This is a genomic window from Paracoccus sediminis (assembly GCF_900188295.1).
In the GTDB taxonomy this organism is placed as follows: Bacteria; Pseudomonadota; Alphaproteobacteria; order Rhodobacterales; family Rhodobacteraceae; genus Paracoccus; species Paracoccus sediminis.
Genome location: NZ_FZNM01000003.1, coordinates 109241 through 128359, shown reverse-complemented (window position 1 = coordinate 128359; position 19119 = coordinate 109241). Strand labels below are relative to the sequence as shown.

Annotated in this window: 18 protein-coding genes; 8 read left to right on the top strand and 10 right to left on the bottom strand. The window is 68.2% G+C overall.

Annotated elements, in window-relative coordinates; translation table 11 throughout:
* The first annotated feature begins 151 nt into the window (after positions 1–151).
* On the top strand, positions 152–664 hold the full coding sequence (gene dalA, locus CHB77_RS06040; RefSeq protein ID WP_089387292.1) for a divisome-associated lipoprotein DalA: 513 nt from the start codon (positions 152–154) through the stop codon (positions 662–664).
* 58 nt (positions 665–722) lie between these two features.
* Here the strand turns inward: dalA and CHB77_RS06035 are convergent, their stop codons facing one another.
* The 6 genes from CHB77_RS06035 to hslO are packed head-to-tail and all read right to left on the bottom strand — an operon-like array spanning position 723 to position 7123.
* Positions 723–1238, bottom strand: coding sequence for a L,D-transpeptidase family protein (locus tag CHB77_RS06035; protein ID WP_089387291.1), 516 nt, complete (start codon positions 1236–1238; stop codon positions 723–725).
* Positions 1239–1298: 60 nt separating this feature from the next.
* Positions 1299–2537 carry a class I SAM-dependent RNA methyltransferase gene (locus CHB77_RS06030; RefSeq protein WP_089387290.1) on the bottom strand — a complete coding sequence of 413 codons (1239 nt, stop codon included), beginning with the start codon at positions 2535–2537 and terminating at the stop codon, positions 1299–1301.
* Entirely contained in the window at positions 2534–4378 is a 1845-nt protein-coding gene (locus CHB77_RS06025) for an ABC transporter ATP-binding protein (protein WP_089387289.1), read from the bottom strand. The genes CHB77_RS06030 and CHB77_RS06025 overlap by 4 nt, the downstream gene beginning before the upstream one ends.
* Positions 4375–5523 (bottom strand): CCA tRNA nucleotidyltransferase, encoded by a 1149-nt coding sequence (locus CHB77_RS06020; protein ID WP_089387288.1) that lies wholly within the window; start codon positions 5521–5523, stop codon positions 4375–4377. Before CHB77_RS06020 ends, CHB77_RS06025 begins: the two co-directional genes overlap by 4 nt.
* Positions 5520–6113 carry an NUDIX hydrolase gene (locus tag CHB77_RS06015; protein WP_423212879.1) on the bottom strand — a complete coding sequence of 198 codons (594 nt, stop codon included), beginning with the start codon at positions 6111–6113 and terminating at the stop codon, positions 5520–5522. Before CHB77_RS06015 ends, CHB77_RS06020 begins: the two co-directional genes overlap by 4 nt.
* The gene (hslO, locus tag CHB77_RS06010) at positions 6110–7123 is read right to left on the bottom strand and encodes an Hsp33 family molecular chaperone HslO (RefSeq protein ID WP_089387287.1); all 1014 of its coding nucleotides are present in this window, start codon (positions 7121–7123) and stop codon (positions 6110–6112) included. Before hslO ends, CHB77_RS06015 begins: the two co-directional genes overlap by 4 nt.
* Positions 7124–7266: 143 nt before the next feature.
* Between hslO and CHB77_RS06005 the strand changes: the two genes are divergently transcribed.
* Positions 7267–7716 carry an NUDIX domain-containing protein gene (locus CHB77_RS06005; protein WP_089387286.1) on the top strand — a complete coding sequence of 150 codons (450 nt, stop codon included), beginning with the start codon at positions 7267–7269 and terminating at the stop codon, positions 7714–7716.
* A 6-nt stretch (positions 7717–7722) separates the two neighbouring features.
* On the opposite strand, the gene CHB77_RS06000 is transcribed toward CHB77_RS06005, so the two are convergent.
* Complete coding sequence (locus CHB77_RS06000; RefSeq protein WP_089387285.1) at positions 7723–9015, bottom strand: PP2C family protein-serine/threonine phosphatase; 1293 nt, start codon at positions 9013–9015, stop codon at positions 7723–7725.
* A 48-nt stretch (positions 9016–9063) separates the two neighbouring features.
* Entirely contained in the window at positions 9064–10329 is a 1266-nt protein-coding gene (ilvA, locus tag CHB77_RS05995; RefSeq protein WP_089387284.1) for a threonine ammonia-lyase IlvA, read from the bottom strand.
* Positions 10330–10443: 114 nt separating this feature from the next.
* Between ilvA and CHB77_RS05990 the strand changes: the two genes are divergently transcribed.
* From CHB77_RS05990 to CHB77_RS05980, 3 genes are all read left to right on the top strand, one after another.
* On the top strand, positions 10444–11670 hold the full coding sequence (locus CHB77_RS05990) for an argininosuccinate synthase (RefSeq protein ID WP_089387283.1): 1227 nt from the start codon (positions 10444–10446) through the stop codon (positions 11668–11670).
* Positions 11671–11768: 98 nt separating this feature from the next.
* The gene (gene mog / locus CHB77_RS05985; RefSeq protein WP_089387282.1) at positions 11769–12305 is read left to right on the top strand and encodes a molybdopterin adenylyltransferase; all 537 of its coding nucleotides are present in this window, start codon (positions 11769–11771) and stop codon (positions 12303–12305) included.
* Between the two features lie 5 nt (positions 12306–12310).
* Positions 12311–13114, top strand: coding sequence for a uracil-DNA glycosylase (locus CHB77_RS05980; RefSeq protein WP_176430310.1), 804 nt, complete (start codon positions 12311–12313; stop codon positions 13112–13114).
* Positions 13115–13132: 18 nt separating this feature from the next.
* Here CHB77_RS05980 and CHB77_RS05975 read toward each other — a convergent pair whose 3' ends face one another.
* Positions 13133–13849: an LrgB family protein gene (locus CHB77_RS05975; RefSeq protein ID WP_089387281.1), complete on the bottom strand. Its 717-nt coding sequence runs from the start codon at positions 13847–13849 to the stop codon at positions 13133–13135.
* A complete protein-coding gene (locus tag CHB77_RS05970; RefSeq protein ID WP_089387590.1) occupies positions 13846–14220 on the bottom strand; it encodes a CidA/LrgA family protein in 375 nt (124 codons plus the stop codon). Before CHB77_RS05970 ends, CHB77_RS05975 begins: the two co-directional genes overlap by 4 nt.
* Positions 14221–14359: 139 nt before the next feature.
* Here CHB77_RS05970 and smc point away from each other — a divergent pair, with 139 nt between their 5' ends.
* From smc to CHB77_RS05955, 3 genes are read left to right on the top strand one after another with little or no spacing between them, the layout of a single operon-like run.
* Positions 14360–17809 carry a chromosome segregation protein SMC gene (gene smc / locus CHB77_RS05965; protein ID WP_089387280.1) on the top strand — a complete coding sequence of 1150 codons (3450 nt, stop codon included), beginning with the start codon at positions 14360–14362 and terminating at the stop codon, positions 17807–17809.
* Positions 17810–17852: 43 nt separating this feature from the next.
* Positions 17853–18308, top strand: a complete 456-nt coding sequence (locus CHB77_RS05960; RefSeq protein ID WP_089387279.1) for a RidA family protein — start codon at positions 17853–17855, stop codon at positions 18306–18308.
* Positions 18308–19057 carry a glycerophosphodiester phosphodiesterase family protein gene (locus tag CHB77_RS05955; RefSeq protein WP_089387278.1) on the top strand — a complete coding sequence of 250 codons (750 nt, stop codon included), beginning with the start codon at positions 18308–18310 and terminating at the stop codon, positions 19055–19057. The genes CHB77_RS05960 and CHB77_RS05955 overlap by 1 nt, the downstream gene beginning before the upstream one ends.
* Positions 19058–19119 lie beyond the last annotated feature (62 nt).

Sequence of the window (19119 nt, the reverse complement as noted above, 5' to 3'; positions counted from 1 at the left end):
CCGTTCTATACGCCGGGCGCCGATTCCGGCAACTCAAACTCCTGTCAGCGGCGATCTTGCCACAGGCGGCAGGTTTCACGGATTCTTGGGTTTGAAGGGCCAGCCCTCCTTGGATAGATCTATTCCAACACGAACGAGGGGTGGCAAAAACATGCCGAATTACAAGGTGATCGCGATCCTGTCGCTGGTGGCGCTGGCTGCCTGCCAACCGCGCAGCCTGCCGCCTGTCGCCCCGGATGGGCAGGCAATGCCCTCCGGCAACCAGACCAACCAAGCCGAGACCGAACAGATTCCGCTGCGCGTGTTGCAGCAAATCAACACGTTGCGCGGAAATGTCGCCGCCCCGCCCCTGACGCTCAATCCGCAACTGTCGGCCGCCGCCCTGGCCCATTCGCGCGACATGTCGGCGCAAAACCGTGCCTGGCACTGGGGTTCGGACGGATCCTCGCCCCTGGATCGTGCGCGAAAAGCCGGGTATTTCGGCACCGTGATGGGCGAGAACATTTCCGAGTCCTATGAGGACGAGATTCAGACCCTGACCGCCTGGATGGGCGTGCGCGATACGCGCGACGTCATCATGGATCCGGCGGCGACGAACTTGGGCTTTGCCTTGTATCAGGAACCCTCGGGCAAGCGGTGGTGGACGCTGCTGACCGGCAGCTAAGGCGTCCGGATCGGACGGGCCCCGAAGATCCGGGGCCCTTGCCGTTTCCAAAAGGGGATCAGGGATTGATGACGATGGGCACGCCGGGGCGCAGCATCGCATAGACCTCCTCGATCTCGTCGTCCTTGATGGCGATGCAGCCTGCGGTCCAGTCCTTCTTGGTGGGGGCAAGGCGATTGCCGTCCGGTCCCCAGCCGTGGATGAAGATGTCGCCGCCCGGTTCCCGGCCCAGAGCCTGCGCGAGGGCGGTGTCGTTTTCGTTGGGATAGGATACCCCGACCGACAGGTGGTATTGGCTGCGCGGGTTGAAGCGGTCGATGAAATACAGCCCTTCGGGCGTCTTGCCGTCGCCTTCGAACTGCTTGTGGCCGACCGGCACGTTGCCAAGACCCACATCATAGGACTTGAGCACGGTAGAGCCGTTCAGGAGATACAGTTTGCGGGCGCCCTTGTTCACGACGACCTGCGTGACGGCCGGGCCGTTATACGCCCGGAACTTGCTTTGCGGTTTGCCGCAGGCTGCCAGCAGGGCCAGCAGCGAAAAGGTGACTGTGCGGCGGGTTGCCTGGTTCATCACTGCCTCTGTCTTTTCTGTTTTTATGAGGCACCAATATCACGAACCCGCATGATCTGGCTAGATTCTGGCAAACCGTGCGACGGTCTCGACATGGGGCGACCAACGGAACTGGTCCACCACCATCAGCCGCGTCAGGGCAAAACCCCCACCGGCAAGAATCTGCGCATCCCTTGCAAAATTCACCGGATCGCAGGCGACGAAGGCCACGGTGCGGATGGCCGAGGCCGCGATTTCGCGCACCTGCGCCTCGGCCCCCGCGCGGGGCGGGTCGATCACGATCGCGTCAAAGCGGTCCAACTCGTCGGCCAGCAGCGGGCGGCGGGCCAGGTCGCGAATCTCGGTGGTGATGCGGTTCAGACCGCGCGCGCCCCGCCATCCCGCATCAAGGGCCGCCAAGGGCGCGGCAAGCCCTTCGACCGCATGGACGGCCGCGCGTTCCGCCAGAGGCAAGGCGAACGTGCCACAACCGGAAAACAGATCGGCGATCCGTGTCGCCCCGGCGGCACAGTCGCGGACCATTGACACGAGTGCCGCCTCGCCCTCGGCCGTGGCTTGCAGAAAACCGCCGGGCGGGGGAACGACCTGCGCCCGCCCCATCGTCAGGGCAGGCTGGCGGCGGGTGATCGACTGGCCGGCCCCCGACGGATCCTGCCAGGTCAGCCGCGCCAGATCGCCGTCGTCGGCCAGGGCGGCAAGGGTCTGGAACAGCGCAGGCTCCATCGGCTTGCCGCCGGTAACGGTCAGATCCAGCCCGGCCAGACCGTGGATCACCGTCAGCGTCAGTTCCGCGCTGCGCGAGGCGCCCGCCACCACGATCTGCCGCAACAGGGGCAGGGCGGCGGTGATTTCGGGGCGCATCACATGGCATTCGGCCAGATCCACGATCACGTCGGACGCGCGGGCATGAAAGCCCACAAGGGCGCCCTTTTTCGTGCGTTTTCCCGACAGCACCGCCCGCCGCCGCGACCGGGGGGGCGAGACATGCACAGCCTCGACCGGGGCAGGCAACCCGCGCGCGGTCAGGGCGGCCGCCACCACCTGCCGCTTCCAGGCGGTGGTGAAGCCGTCGCTGGCATGCATCAGCGAACAGCCCCCGCAGGCGCGGTAATGCGCGCAGACCGGCCGCACCCGGTCGGGCGAGGGGGCAAGGATGCGCGGCGCGGCGATACGGCCGTCCATGGCCTCGCCCTCGATCTCCTCTCCGGGCAGGGTCAGGGGGGCCAGGGCGCGGCCTGCGCCGCCCACCGCCACGCCGTCGCCGCGGCGACCCAGCCGTTCGACCTGCCACAGGGTCATTCCGCCGCTTCCTCGGTTCCCAGGAAACCGCCCGACTGCCGGTTCCAGTATCGCGCATACAGGCCGCCGCGCGACAGCAGATGCGCGTGGCTGCCCTGTTCGACGATCCGGCCGCCGTCCATGACGACGATCCGGTCCAGTTCGGCGATGGTGGACAGGCGGTGCGCGATGGCCAGCACGGTCTTGCCCTTCATGGCGCGGACCAAGGCGTCCTGGACCTGGGCCTCGACCTCGCTGTCAAGCGCGCTCGTCGCCTCGTCCAGCACCAGGATCGGCGCGTCCTTCAGGAAGGCGCGGGCCAGGGCGATGCGCTGGCGCTGCCCGCCCGACAGCTTGACCCCGCGTTCGCCCAGATGCGCGTCGTATCCCCGCCGCCCCTGATGGTCCTGAAGGGTCAGGATGAAGTCGTGCGCCTCGGCCGCCTTGGCAGCTGCTTCGATGTCATCCTGCGTCGCGCCGGGGCGGCCATAGATGATGTTGTCGCGTGCGGACCGGTTGAACATCGCGGTTTCCTGCGTGACCATGCCGATCTGGCGGCGCAGGCTTTCCTGGGTCACGTCGCGCAGATCCTGCCCGTCGATGCGGATGGCGCCCTTTTCCACGTCGTAAAGGCGCAGCAGCAGGGCGACCATGGTGGACTTGCCCGCGCCCGACGCGCCGACGATCCCGACCTTTTCGCCCGCCCGGATTCGCAGGTCGATATCGGCCAAGCCCCCGTCATCGCGGCCATAGGCGAAACCCACATGGTCAAAATCGATGCGCCCCGCCACCCGGTCCAGGGCAACGGCACCCGGCGCGTCGGTCAGGCTGTGGGCGGGCGACAGGGTCTTCATGCCATCCTCGACCTCGCCCACGCTGCCCCAGATGCCCATCAGCGCCATGCTGACCCAGCCGGTCATCTGGGACAGCCGCATGGCGATGGCCCCTGCCGCCGCAACGTCTCCGGGGGTGGCCTGGCCCTGCCGCCACAGCATGATCGACCCGCCGACCAGGATCACGGGCAGCACGCCCGCGATCACCATCAGCGACATGCGAAAGGTGCTGCTGACCACGCCGAAGTCCAGGGCGCGTTCCCGGAATCCCGCCATGGCGCCCAGGGCGGCGCGATCCTCGTGTTCGGCATGGGCGAACAGCTTGACGGTCTTGATGTTGGTGATCGTATCGACGACCTGCCCGGTAATCATCGCGCGGGCCGATGCGCGTGCGCCCGATTTCGCCCGGATGCGGGGCAGAAAGAATTTTATCAGCACCAGATAGGACAGAAGCCACAGCACCAGGGCCACCGCGCCCCAGGCATCGACCGACACCAGGAACGCCGCCGATCCCAGGATCGAGGCCAGGGCAAAGGCCACGACGTTGACCATTTCCGATGCGACATCGGTGACGGCGCGGGCGGTCTGCATCTGCTTCTGCGCCAGCCGCCCGGCGAAATCGTTGTCGAAGAAGGACACCGAATGGCCCATGGTCCAGCGATGGATCCGCGACAGGACCAGGGGCAGCACGTTCGGCCCGATGATGACGCTGGACGTCGCGGTGGACAGGCCGAAGATCAACGGGCGCAGGATCAGGAAGAAACCTGCAAAGGCCGCGATCAGCAGGCCGTTCTGACCCCAGAAGGCGCCCGGATCGCCCGTGGCGATGGCATCCACCACCCAGCCCAGCAGGACGGCGGCGACCACGTCCGCGACCCCGCCAAGGGCCGAGGCGATGGCGGCAAGGCCCAACCCGCCCCACGCCCCGGCAAGGCACCAGCGGAAAAAAGCCAGCAGGGTGGCCGGCGGCGGGCCGTCGGCCGGGCGAAAGGCGTCGATCAGGCGTCCAAGGCGATGGTGCAGGGTCATCGGGCGTCTCCGGCCAGGATGGCGATGTCGATCAACGCCGGTGGGGGCAGGGCAAAGCCGGATTCGATCCAGGCATCCTCGGCCGCCTTCAGGGCGCGGCCCAAGGCCGGGCCGTGCAGACGAGGGTGCAGATCGGCGGCGCCGATCGGCAGGGGACGGGCGGCGGCCCGCGCATCGGCCCAGCCGTCGCGTGCGCCCAGGGGACCGGTCTGGACCAGCAGGGCGGCGGCCTCGGCCAGATCGCCGCGCAGCGCATGGGCGATGCGGTTGAAGGACCAGCCCCGTTCCATGGCCGCGACCAGCAGGCGGTGGTCCCGCGCCTCAGGCCGCGACAGGCGCAGGGCATCGGCCAGGTCGGCTTGCGACAACGCCGCCAGCCGGGCCAGCCAAGTCGGGCGACCGGCCAGACGCTCCAACGACACAAGCCGGTCCAGTGTCGCGCCCGGCAGCACCTTGTCCAGAACGCCCGTATCCCGCATCAGGATCAGGGCGGGGACCGGGTCGCGGGCCATCAGCAGCTTGCGCAGTTCCTGGCCGATGCGTTCGCGGGAAATCCCGTCCAACCCGTCCCGCAGATCGCGGCAGGCCGCGACCGCAGCGGGATCGGCGTCGCGGCCATACCCGGCCAGAAACCGGAAGAACCGCAGGATGCGCAGGTAATCCTCGGCGATGCGCTGCGCGGGATCGCCGACAAAGCGCAGGCGGCGCGCGCGCAGGTCGGCCAACCCGCCCACATGATCGATGACGGTGCCGTTGCGGTTGGCATACAGCGCGTTCATCGTGAAATCGCGCCGCCGGGCGTCCTGCGCAAGATCGTCGGAAAACGCCACAACCGCGCGGCGACCGTCGGTTTCGATGTCGCGGCGCAGGGTCGTGACCTCGAACGCCCGGCCATCGGCAATCACCGTCACCGTTCCATGGTCGATGCCGGTCGGCACGGGCTTCAGCCCCGCCGCCTTGGCCAGCCGCATGATCGTTTCGGGCCGGGCATCGGTTGCCAGATCCAGATCCTCGACCGGCATGTCCAAAAGCGCGTTTCGGACCGCGCCGCCGACCAACCAAGCGTGATGCCCGCCGGATTCGATGGCATCGAAGACGGCTTGCAGGGCGGGATCCCGCAACAGATGGGCGGGCAGCTGCGTCATGCCTGCATCCGCCCCGCAAGGCCCAGCAGGATCCGCGCCGTGGCCCCCCACAGGTAATAAGGACCGAAGGGCGCCGCATGATAGCTGCGCCAGCCGCCGCGCCAGCGCCGCCGTTCCACGCGATAGCGCGACGGATCGGCAACATGGACAAAGGGCAGGGTAAATGCCTCGTCAACCTCTCCCGGTTCGGGGCGGGGCTGGAAAGAGCCGCGGATGATGCCGATCACCGGGGTGACGGCGAATCCCGTGACGGTGCGGTGCGGGGGCAGCGTGCCCAGCAGATCGACCTGCGCCGGATCAAGGCCGATTTCCTCGCGGGCCTCGCGCAGGGCGGCGGCGATGGCGTCGGGGTCGTTCGCATCGACCTTGCCGCCGGGCAGGGCGATCTGGCCCGGATGATGGCGAAGGCCCGACGCGCGCTTGGTCAGGACCAGGCGCCCGTCGTCTTCGTGAAACGCGGCCAGCACCCCCGCCGCCCGCAGGCTGGCCGGGGGCGGGGCGGCGTCGGGGTTCAGGTCGTAATCGGAACTTGGCCCCGATTCGACCGACAGTGCTTGTCGCAGACGGTTCTCGGACCAATCCGCGATCACTCGGCCGCCCGCTCGGACAGGGGCTGCCCTTCGGCATCCAGAATCGCCTCGAACCCCAGGCTCTTGGGATCGAATTCGTAATGGGCGCCGCAGAACTGGCAGTCGGCCGTGACGATCCCCTTGTCGGTGGTCATGTGGCCGATGTCCTTTGCCGAATAGATCGACAGGGTGTTTCGCACCCGGTCGGCGGTGCAGGAGCAGCCGAATTCGACCCGCTGCGCATCAAAGACGCGTGGCGTTTCTTCGTGGAACAGGCGCAGCAGCAGGTCGGTTGGCCCGACCGAGGGACCGATCAGTTCCAGCACCTCGACCGTGTCCAGAAGAATGTTGGCGCGATTCCAATTTTCGGATTCGATGCCTTGCAGAATGTCCGCGGCCTCGATCAGGCCGCCCTCGCCGCTGCCGCCCTCGCCCTGCATCGGCTGGCCGGGCAGGGTTTGCAGCATCATGCCGCCCGCCCGCCAATGGCGTCCCTCGCCCGATTGGCGCGATTGTCCGCTGGCAAGCTGGAACCGGGTCGGCAACTGTTCGGACTGGGCGAAATAGGTCTGCGCGCAGGTCGACAGCGAATCGCCCGCAAGCGGGGTGATGCCCTGATAGGGCGTGGTTCCCTGGCCTTGGTCGATCAGGATGGCAAAATATCCCTCTCCGATCTGCTGGAAGGGCGGGCGGGCGTCCAGCCGGTCGGCATCAAAGCTGGCCCAGGCCCGGATCCGGGCAGGCGCGCCGTCCCGTTCGGGCGCGAAATAATCGGCCGCCAGCGTGCGGATCGCGCCGTTGCCGCGCACCTGAAGGCTCAGCTTCCAGCGCAGCTTGACGGTAGGACCGATCAGTCCCGCCAGCAGCGCCAGTTCGGCAACCATCGCGCTGACGGGGGCCGGATAGTCGTGGCGCGACAGGATGTGGTCCAGCACGCCATCCAGCCGGACGACGCGGCCGCGAATGTCCGAACGGTCAAGCTGGAACGGCAAAACGGTGTCGTCCCATGCGATCTGGTTGATCTTGCTCATGCGATATTCCCAGGATTCAGGTCAGGTCCGCGGATGGCGGGCCGGGTCGCGCCCAATATAGGAACTTCCCCGGCGATCCCAAGGGGCGGCTTTCGTGTCGCCCGACCCTGCGCTAGACAGGCCCTGTGAAACAGGAGCGACCGATGATCCGCCGGTTCGGCAATCCTCCACGTCCGGCGCAACGCTATCGTCTGCGGCCCGGCGCCTATGGCCTGCTGGTCCGCGACGGGCGGCTGTTGCTGACTCACCAATCGGCGCCCGACCCGGAATACCAGCTGCCCGGCGGCGGCATCGACGCCGGCGAAAGCGGCTTGCGCGCCCTGCACCGGGAGGTGTTCGAGGAAACCGGCTGGACCATCGGCCAGGCGCGACGATTGGGAAGCTATCGCCGTTTCGCGTTCATGCCGGAATACGGATGGTGGGCCGAAAAGCTGTGCCATGTCTGGTTGGCCCGCCCGGCCCTGCGCCTGTCGACCCCGACCGAGACGCATCACCGCTCGCATTGGGCCAGCCCGCGCGCGGCCCTGGACCTGCTGACCGATCCCGGATCGCGGGCGTTCCTGGAAAGGGCCAGCAACCTGATCCAGCGGTAAGCGGCCCTATTGGCCCGGCAGGGGCACCGTTTCGGCGGGGGGCAGGTATTCGATCAGCACGGCCGACATGTCATCCTGGCGTTCGCCCCGGCAATATTCCGAAACCGACCAGGCCATCGATTCCAGAAAGACATGCCCGCCCAGAAAGGCGTTGGTGCGCAGGATCGCCTCGACTCCGTCGTCGCCCAGCAGGCGGCCAGAGGGGTTGGTCGCCTCGGTGATGCCGTCCGAACAGATCAGCAGCCGGTCGCCCGGCCCCAGCACCAGGTCGATCTCGTCGAAGATGGGCTTTTCGAAAACCCCGATCGGCATTCCGCCGTTGCCGAGGGGTCGCACCGATCCGTCGGCCCGTTGCAGGACCGGATGCGGATGGCCCGCCTGGACCATCCGCAGGCGCCCGGTCACATGGTTCAGATCGGCATAGATCATCGTGTAATAGGTATCGGTCGCCATCTCCTCCAGCATCATGTTGTTGAAGAAATGCGCCAGCGCGGCCGGGCTGACCGAATCGGTGCCGGTCTGGGCCGCCCGCAGCGCGACGTTCTGGTCGGACGATCCCGACAGATGCACCGAAAGCTGCGCGGTCAGCAGCGCGGCGGTGACGCCGTGGCCCGACACGTCCAGGGCATAGATGCCCACCCGATCCTCTCCGATCGGGAAAAAGCCCACCAGATCGCCGCCGATATGACCTGCCGGACGCAGCAGGAGCGACAGCTGGATCGCCCCGAACCGGCCCGAGCGTTCCTTGACCAGGCCTTGTTGCAGCTTGCGCGCTTCCCTCAGGTCACGGTCGATGGCGGCCTGGGTTTCGCGCAGGCGGTCCAATGCGGTGCGAAGCTGGGCATTGCTTGCGCGCAGATCGTCTTCGACCCGCAGGATGCGTTCGCCCGCGGCCAGGCGGGCCAGCAGTCCCTGCTGCGTCACGGGCTTGGTCAGGAAATCGTCCGCCCCGGCCTCCAGACCCTGTGCGATGTCGGCGTGGTCGCCCGTCGAGGTCAACAGCACGAAATAGCCGTAGCTGCCGCGTTCCGCCGCCCGGAACGCCCGGCACAGATCCAGCCCGGTCAGCCCCGGCATGGCCCAGTCCGACAGCACGATGTCGGGTTCGACCCGCTGGCAGATCTGCAACGCCTCCTCGACCGAGGCGGCTTCTTCGACCTTGTAATGCGCGCGCCGCAACTGGATGGCGAAGATGCGGCGCTGCGCGGCATTGTGGCTGACGACCAACACGCGCCGGGCCAGCCGCGTTTCCGTCGGCACGGGCAGAGGAACTGGGGTCTGGCGATTCGCGCGTTTCATGCCAAAGTGATAACCCCTTGACTGTAAAGGGGCGGTAAACGCGGAACCTCAAACCAGCAGTTCGGACAGGATCTCGTCGTTGGTGATGTCGCGGTACACGAAACCGGCCCCGTCCAGGCGGGCCTTCAGGGTCGTCAGGTTTTCGGGCGTGGTGGTCTCGATCCCCAGCAGGATCGAACCGAAGTTGCGGGCCGACTTCTTCAGGTATTCGAACCGCGCCACATCGTCGTCGGGCCCAAGCAGTTGCAGGAAATCGCGCAGGGCGCCGGGCCGCTGCGGCAGGCGCAGGACGAAATACTTCTTGACGCCCGAAAAACGCTGGGCACGTTCCTTGACCTCGGGCAGGCGCTCGAAATCGAAATTGCCGCCCGAACAGACGCAGACGACGCGCTGGCCGGTCAGATCGCCCAGATCGCCCAGCACGTCGATGGCCAGCGCACCCGCCGGTTCCAGAACCACGCCTTCGTGGTTCAGCATGTCCAGCATGGTGCCGCAGATGCGGTCCTCGGGGGCCAGATGCACGTCCTGGGGGCTGAACCGGCGCAGCGTCTCGAAGGGCAGGGCACCGATGCGGGCCACGGCGGCGCCGTCAACGAACGTGTCCACGGCGGGCAGCGCGACCGGCGCCCCCTGCTGCAAGGCCGCTTGCAGGCTGGCCCCGCCCAAGGGTTCGGCAAAGGCGAACCGCGTCGCGGGCGCCTTGTCGGCGAAATAGCGCGTCACCCCGGCGGCCAGCCCGCCACCGCCCACCGGCAGCACCACGAGATCGGGGGAACCCCCCAGTTGTTCCAGCATCTCCAACGCGACCGTCGCCTGTCCCTCGATCACGTCGGCGGAATCGAAGGGCGGCAGGAACTGCGCGCCTTGCCGGGCGGCAAAGGCCTGGGATGCGGCCAGCGTCTGATCGAAATAATCGCCGGTCAGCACGATCTCGATCGCGTCGCCGCCGAACACCCTGGTCTTGTCGATCTTTTGCCGGGGCGTCGTGACGGGCATGAAGATCGTGCCCTTTGCGCCGAAATGGCGGCAGGCAAAGGCCACGCCTTGCGCATGGTTGCCCGCGCTGGCGCAAACGAAATGCCCCGGCGCGTCCGGCGTCGCCCGCTTGCGCATCGCGTTGAACGCGCCGCGCAGCTTGTAGGAGCGCACGGGGGTCAGATCCTCGCGTTTCAGCCAGATGTCCGCGCCGAACCTGGCCGACAGATGGTCGTTGCGCTGTAGGGGCGTCGGCTCGAACAGGTCGCGGATCGCGGTCTCGGCGTTGCGGACCAGGGCGGCAAATGCGGGGGCGGTGGACGGGGCAGGATTTTCCATGCGCCTGCGCATGACGCGAAAGCGGGGATTTGGCAAGGGGATCGGCGCCCGGCCCTTGTGACACCGGGCGATTGGCCCTATTCCCCCGGAAACGTCGCCAAAGGGTTTAACCGCATGTCTGATGCCCCGAAAAAAGTCGTCCTTGCCTATTCGGGCGGGCTGGACACCTCGATCATCCTGAAATGGCTGCAAACCGAATACGGCTGCGAGGTCATCACCTTCACCGCCGACCTGGGCCAGGGCGAGGAGTTGGAGCCCGCGCGCGCCAAGGCCGAACTGCTGGGCATCGCGCCACAGAACATCCATATCGAGGATCTGCGCGAGGAGTTCGTGCGCGACTTCGTGTTTCCGATGTTCCGCGCCAACGCCTTGTACGAAGGGCTGTATCTGCTGGGCACGTCGATCGCCCGCCCGCTGATCTCCAAGCGGCTGGTGGAACTGGCGCAGGAACACGGCGCCGACGCGGTGGCCCATGGCGCGACCGGCAAGGGCAACGACCAGGTGCGGTTCGAACTGTCGGCCTATGCGCTGGACCCGTCGATCAAGGTGATCGCGCCGTGGCGGCTGTGGGATCTGACCAGCCGGACGAAGCTGATCGAGTTCGCCGAACAGAACCAGATCCCCATCGCCAAGGACAAGCGCGGCGAGGCGCCGTTCAGCGTGGATGCGAACCTGCTGCACACCTCGTCCGAAGGCAAGGCCCTGGAAAACCCGGCAGAGGCTGCGCCCGATTACGTCTATCAGCGCACCGTGAACCCCGAGGATGCGCCCGACCGGCCCGAGTTCGTGGAAATCACCTTTGAACGGGGCGATGCGGTGGCCATCGACGGGCAGGCGCTGTCGCCCGCCACGATCCTGACCCGGCTGAACGAACTGGGCGGCAAGCACGGCATCGGGCGGCTGGATTTCGTCGAAAACCGCTTTGTCGGCATGAAGTCGCGCGGCATCTATGAAACCCCCGGCGGCACCATCCTGCTGGAAGCCCATCGCGGGATCGAGCAGATCACCCTGGACAGCGGGTCGGGGCACCTCAAGGACAGCCTGATGCCGCGCTATGCCGAGCTGATCTACAACGGCTTCTGGTTCAGCCCGGAACGCGAGATGCTGCAAGCCCTGATCGACAAATCGCAAGAGCATGTGTCGGGCACGGTGCGGCTGAAGCTCTACAAGGGTCTGGCCACCTGCGTGGGCCGCTGGTCGGACCGGTCGCTTTACAGCGAGGCGCATGTGACCTTCGAAGACGACGCGGGCGCCTATGACCAGAAGGACGCGGCGGGCTTCATCCGCCTGAACGCGCTGCGGTTGAAGCTGGTCGCGAACCGGAACGCGCGGGCGAAGTAAACCGCCTTTGCGATGACCAAGGGCCGCGGCACCCCCGCGGCCTTTTCTTTTGCGCGGGCCTGTCCCACAGTGGCCGCGACCACCGAAAGGCCCGCGCCATGACCGACCGCCCCGCCCGCATCAGCATCGTCACCGTCAGCGACCGCGCCGCGCGCGGCGAATACGAGGACAAGGGCGGCCCCGGTGCCGAGGCCTGGCTGCACGATGTGGTCACATCGCCGATGCAGATCACCCGCGTCATCGTTCCTGACGGCCGCGAGGGCGTGGCTGCAACCCTGCGTGAACTGGTCGAAGGCGGCGCCGACTTGATCCTTGTCACCGGCGGCACCGGCCCGGCGCCGCGCGACCAGACGCCCGAGGCGGTGATGGACATTGCCGAGAAGGAACTGGCGGGCTTCGGCGAGGAAATGCGCCGCGCGTCCCTGGCCGAGGTGCCAACCGCGATCCTGTCGCGGCAAACGGCGGTGATAAGGGATGCGACGCTGATTATCACCCTGCCGGGCAAGCCTGCGGCGATCGCGACATGTTTGCAGGCGGTGTTCGCGGCGGTGCCCTATTGTCTGGACTTGATCGGGGCGGCGCGGGTGGAGACGGATGCGGGGAAGGTAAAAGCGTTTCGGCCGGGGAATGGATGAAGCCTATGACCTTGGATGACCCTTGGCCCCAAGGGCCGCGTGCCCTGAAGGACACCGATGCGGTCAAGATGCGCCATGCGTTACGCGCCGACCCTCACATCGCTCCCTTGGCGAGTTATGTGGACGCCTTGCGTGCGGAGAACCGAGGCTATGTGCCGGATTTCGATCCTCTGGATGGGGGTGTCGATGCGGAAATCCTGTTCTTGCTGGAAAAGCCTGGCCCAAAGACTGATCCTGCAAATGGCGGGTCGGGATTCATCTCGCGAGACAATGATGATCCGAGTGCAGAAGCAACATATCGGTTCATGGAGCTGGCACAGGTTCCCCGACGCGCAAGCGTGATCTGGAATGCAATTCCCTGGTGGAACGAAACGACGGAGGTAAGCCCTCGTGAGCGTAGCGAGGGGATGCTGCGTTTGAGTGAGTTGTTGCGATTGCTCCCTCACCTGCGTTCGGTGGTGTTGGTTGGCAACAATGCCAAGAAAGCACGCAGCGTTGTCGAGGCTACCGGGATGCAGGTGTTCGAATCCGCGCATCCGTCTGCACAGGTTCGCGGTGCCAATCGCAGGCTCTGGGACCAGATACCCGATCAGTGGCGGCGCGCCTATCAAGCCAGCAATACGAAATTCACCTATACCGCAGACAGCAACCTGTCCGTCGAAGCGAAGCCTTCACCGGATGGAATAAGCGAGCAGACCTTGTTGGAACGCGTGCGGGCGGCGCAGGCGCGATATGAAGCTGTACTCGTGGAATACGAAGCTGCCTGCGCTGAACTCAGACAGTTTCAAGCGGAAGGTGACAGAGGATAAGGTGGACTGTTTGATCCCTCACCCCAACCACCCCACCACCCATGGCGCGATCACCGCCGTCAGCACCGCGTTCAGCCCCATGCCGATGCCCGAGAACGCGCCCGCCGTCTCGTTCACCTGGAACGCCCGCGCCGTGCCGATGCCATGCGCGGCGACGCCCACGGCAAAGCCCCTCGCGCGCCAGTCCTGGATCCGCAGCGCGTTCAGCAGGGGCGTTACGACGATGGCCCCGAAGATGCCGGTCAGCAGGACCAAGGCGGCGGTCAGGGTGGGCTGGCCGCCGATCCGTTCGGCGATGCCGATGGCGACGGGGGCCGTCGTGGACTTGGGCGCCAGCGAGGCCAGCACCGGGCCGGAAATCCCGAAGGCCCGCGCGATCAGCAGGGCGGACACCACCGCCACGACCGATCCCGCCACCAGCCCCGCCAGCATCGGCCAGGCGGCGCGGCGCACGCGGGGCAGGTTGTCGTAAAGCGGCAGCGCCAGGCAGACCGTGGCGGGGCCAAGCATGAAATGGACGAACTGCGCGCCCTGAAAATAGGTCGCGTAATCGGTGCCGGTCGCGCCCAGCAGCACGGCCAGCCCGATCACCGCGATCAGCACCGGGTTGGCCCAGCTTTGCCGCCCCGCCGCGCGCGACAGCGCATCGCCCACCACATAGGCCGCCAGCGTCGCCGTCAGCCACAGCAGCGGGCCTTGGGCCAGATAGGACCAGATCCGCGCGGGGTCGGTCATGGCCGGTCCTTCATCGCGGACGGATCGGCCGATCCGGTCCACCGCGCCACGGCCTGAAAGGCCAGCGCCCCCGCCGCGATGGCCAGCAGCGTCGATGCCATGATCGCCACCGCCAGCCCGATGCCGTGGTCGCGCAGGGTAGGCAGATGCGCCACCACCCCCACCCCCGCCGGGACGAAGAACAGCGACAGATGCGCCAGCAGCCCTTGGGCCGTGGGCCTCAGCCGTTGGGCCAGCGCGGGGCGCAGCACGCAGGCGGCGACCAGCAGGCACAGGCCCACCACCGGGCCGGGCAGCGGCAGGTCCAGGGCGCGGGACAGGATCTCTCCGACCAGATGAAAGGCCAGAATCAGGGACAATGCGGTAATCATGGCGCGATGGTAGCGGAAATCGGCCGGGCGGCCATCCCGATCTTGTGGAAAATGCCCGGTCTGGGTCCAGATGTAGCGGCCCCCGGTTGACTCGGGGCCGCGCGATGCGACAATCCGGGCACAACCGAAAGGAACCCGCTTGCGCTTCGACCGGCTGCGATTGAACGGCTTCAAAAGCTTCGTGGATCCGACCGACCTGGTCATCCGCGAGGGGCTGACGGGCGTGGTCGGCCCGAACGGCTGCGGCAAGTCGAACCTGCTCGAGGCCCTGCGCTGGGTCATGGGCGAGAACCGCCCCACCGCTATGCGCGGCGAGGGGATGGAGGACGTGATCTTCGCGGGCACGGCCCGCCGGTCCGCCCGCGCCCAGGCCGAGGTGGTCCTGAGCGTGGACAACCGCGACCGGCTGGCGCCCGCCGGCTTCAACGACGACGATCGGTTCGACATCGTGCGCCGGATCACCCGCGATGCGGGCAGCGCCTACAAGATCAACGGCAAGGACGTGCGGGCGCGCGACGTGCAGATGCTGTTCGCCGATGCCTCGACCGGGGCGCACAGCCCGGCGCTGGTGCGGCAGGGGCAGATCAGCGAGTTGATAAGCGCCAAGCCGCGATCGCGCCGCCGCATTCTGGAGGAAGCGGCGGGGATCAGCGGCTTGTATCAGCGCCGCCACGAGGCCGAGTTGAAGCTGAACGGGGCCGAGGCGAACCTGACCCGTGTCGAGGACACGCTGGACCAGCTGTCCACCCAGGCCGCATCGCTGGCCCGGCAGGCGCGCACCGCCGCGCGATACCGCGAGATCGGCGCGGCGCTGCGGCTGGCCGAGGGCGCGCTGCTCTATCGCCGCTGGTCCGAGGCCGAGGCCGCGCGGCGGGCGGCCGCCGATGCCTTGGCGTGCGCCAGCCGCGACGCCGTGGGGGCAGAGGCCGCATCCCGCGAGGCATTCGCCCGGCGCGAGGAGGCGGATGCGGCCCTGCCCGACCTGCGCGAGGAAGAACAGGTCGCCGCCGCCGTCCTGTCGCGCGTGGCCGTCGAACGCGATACCCTGGATCAGGCCGATGCCCGCGCCGGGCACGCGATCGCCACGTTGCAGGCGCGCATCGCCCAGCTTGCGCGCGACATCGACCGAGAGGATGCGCTGAACGGGGACGCCGCAGATGTGGTGGCCCGGCTGGGCCGGGAAAAGGCCGAACTGCACAAGGCCGGTCTGGGACATGACGCGCGCCTGGACGCCGCCGCCCGGACCGCGGACCATGCGTCCGAGACCTTGCGCGAGATCGAGGCGCGGCTGGCGGAACTGACGGACGAAGCCGCCCGTCTTGCCGCGCGGCACCAGTCGGCGGAACGGCTGGTGGCCGACCTGCAAGCGATGCTGGCGCGGTCGGAACGCGCCTGTTCCGCCACGCTGGCCGCGGCCGACCGGGCGGCAACGGAACGCGCCGCCGCCGGGGATGCGCTTGCGGTGGCCGAACAGGCCCAGGACGCCGCCGCCGCCCGCGCCGAGGCTGCCGAGGACACCCTGGCCGCAGCCGAGGCCGCACGCGCCGAGGCCGAAGCCGCCGAAACCGCGGCCCGCCTTGCCCGTGCCGAGGCCGAGGGCGAGGCGGGCGCCCTGGTGGCCGAGATGACCGCCCTGCGCAGGCTGGTGGAACGGGGCGGGTCCGGGGGCCGGGCGATCCTGGACCGGGTGACGGTCGGCAGGGGGCACGAGACGGCCTTTGGCGCGGCCTTCGGCGACGACCTGCGGGCGGGCCTTGCGGGCGATGGCGAAAGCGGCTGGCACCGGCTGGACGCCTGGGACGATCCGCAGCCCTTGCCCGCCGGGGCTGCGCCGCTGGCGCCCCATGTCGACGCCCCGGCGGTCCTGGCGCGCAGGCTGTCGCAGGTGGGGCTGGTCACCGATGCCGCCGCGGCCACGTCGCTGCAATCCGCGCTGCAACCGGGCCAGCGGCTGGTCACGCCCGCGGGCGATCTGTTCCGCTGGGACGGGATGCGGGTGATGGCGGGCGAGGCATCCTCTGCCGCCGCGCTGCATCTGCAACAGGTGAACCGGCTGGCCGAACTGGCCGATCAGGCCGCCGGGGCCGAGGCTCGGGCCGCCGATGCCCGGAACCGTCACGACGACGCGCGCGCCGCCCTGGCCGATGCGGCCGCGACCGAAAAGTCCGCCCGCGACGCCCGGCGCGATGCCGAGCGCAACCTGTCCGATGCCGCCCGTGCGCTGACGCGGGCCGAATCCGATCTGTCTGCCGCTCAAAGCCGCGCAGAGGCCGTCCGGTCCGAACTGGCCAGACACCGTGCCGATTCCGGGGACGCGCAGGCGCGGCTGGTCCAGGCACAAGCCGCCTTGGCGGATCTTCCCGATCAGGGCGATGCGGCGGCGGCACTGGAACACGCGCGCATCGGGGTCGAGGCGGCGCGGATCGCCACCCTGACTCGCCGCGCCGCGCTGGAGGAACTGCGCCGCGAGGCCGACGTCCGGACGAAACGCCTGCAAGAGATCGCCAAGGAGGAATCGGGCTGGACGTTGCGCCTGCAACAGGCCGGCGCGCGGGCCTCTGAACTGACGGCCCGGCGCGACGCCACCGCGTCCGATCTGGTCGAGGCCGAGGCGCAGCCCGCCCTTCTGGCCCGGCAGCGGGCCAACCTGCGCGACCGCGAAACCGGCGCGCAGTCCCGGCTGACCGCCGCCCGCGCTGCGCTGGCCGTGGCCTCTGACGCGGCGCGCGCGGCCGCCTACGCCGAGCGGGAGGCCGCGCGCGCCGCCTCAGAGGCCCGCGAAGTCCGCGCCATGCGCGAAGCAAGGGCCGAGGCCGCGCGCGACGGGGAAGCCGCCGCCCGGATGCGCATTCTTGAAGACACCGACATGACGCCCCAGGCGCTGCTGGCGTCGCTGGGCGACATGCCCGACACGCCCGCCGCCGCCCTGGACGATCAGATCGCCCGGCTGCGCACGCAGCGCGACGGGCTGGGCGCCGTCAACCTGCGCGCCGACGAGGACAAGCGCGCGTTGGAGGCCGAGCGCGACCGTCTTGGCGCCGACAAGGCCGATCTCGAGGAAGCGGTCCACAAGCTGCGCCTGGGCATCGCCGGTCTGAACCGCGAAGGTCGCGAGCGGCTGCTGGCGGCGTTCGACACCGTGAACGCCAGCTTCGCCACCCTGTTCACGACCCTGTTCGGCGGCGGAGAGGCACGGCTGGTTCTGGTGGAATCCGACGATCCGCTGGATGCGGGTCTGGAAATCCTGTGCCAGCCGCCCGGCAAGAAGCTGTCCACCCTGTCGCTGCTGTCGGGGGGCGAACAGACCCTGACCGCCATGGCGCTGATCTTTGCCGTGTTCCTGGCCAATCCCGCGCCGATCTGCGTTCTGGACGAGGTGGACGCGCCGCTGGACGACGCCAATGTCAGCCGCTTCTGCGACCTGCTGGACGCGATGACGCGGCGCACCGACACGCGGTTCCTGATTATCACCCACCATGCCGTCACCATGGCGCGCATGGACCGCCTGTTCGGCGTCACCATGGTCGAACAGGGCGTCAGCCAGCTGGTCAGCGTGGATTTGCAGCGCGCCGAAGCACTGGTCGCGTGACGGCCGACACGCTAGGGTCCGACCCAAACCACAGGAGAACAGCATGAGCATCGAAGCCAAACTGTCCGAAAAAGGCATCACCCTTCCCGCAGCGCCCGCACCCGCCGCAAACTATGTGCCCTTCGTGCGGACGGGCAACCTGGTCTTCGTCTCGGGCCAGATCAGCCAGGATGACAACGGCCTGATACGGGGCCGTCTGGGCGACGGGATGTCGGTGGACGACGGCGCGGCCGCCGCCCGCCGCTGCGGGCTGTCGCTGATCGCGCAGCTCAAGGCCGCCGTGGGCGATCTGGACCAGGTGCGCCGCGTGGTCAAGCTGACGGGCTTCGTGAACTCGACCCCCGATTTCACCGACCAGCCCAAGGTCGTCAACGGCTGTTCCGATCTGATGGTCGAGGTGTTCGGCGACGCCGGCCGCCATGCCCGCGCCGCCGTGTCCGCCGCGGCCCTGCCGCTGGGCGTCGCGGTCGAGGTCGAAGCCATCTTCGAGGTCGCGTGATGCGTTTGCCCGACGCGTTCCTGACCGCGCCCATCGCCCATCGCGGCCTGCACAGGCCGGGGGTGCCTGAAAACAGCCTGGCCGCCGCGCAGGCGGCCATCGATGCGGGCTACGGGATCGAACTGGACATCCAGCCCGCCGGGGATCAGGCCGTTGTGTTCCACGATTACGACCTGCGCCGCCTGACCGGAACCGAAGGCTTCATCGCGGCGCTTGAACCGGCCGCTCTGGCGGGCCGCCGCCTGCTGGGCACCGACCATCCCATCCCGACCCTGCAACAGTTCCTGGATCTGGTCGGAGGCCGTGTCCCCCTGCTGGTCGAGATCAAGGACCAGGACATGCGCCTTGGCCCCCGGATCGGGGATCTGCACCGGCGGGTGGCGGATGCGCTGCGCGGCTATGACGGCCCGGTGGCGGTCATGTCCTTCAACCCGCATGTGGTCGAGGCTTTCCACCGCATCGCCCCGGATATTCCCGTCGGCCTGACGACGTGCAGCTTTCCCGAAAAGGATTGGTCCGCCGTGCCCCCGGAACGCCGCAGCCACCTGGCCGCCATCGCCGATTTCGACCGGTCCGGCGCCTGTTTCGTATCCCATGACAAGAACGACCTGAAACATCCGCGCATCGATGCGCTGAAGGCGCAGGGCGTGCCGATCCTGTGCTGGACCGTCCGCAGTCCCGACGAGGAGATTTCGGCCCGCCGCGTGGCGGACAACATCACCTTCGAGGCCTATCGGGCGGCAAGCTGAGGCGCCGGGGGTTTCACACCCCCGGTCCCCTGTGGGATATTTGGACCAAGGCAAAGCGCCGT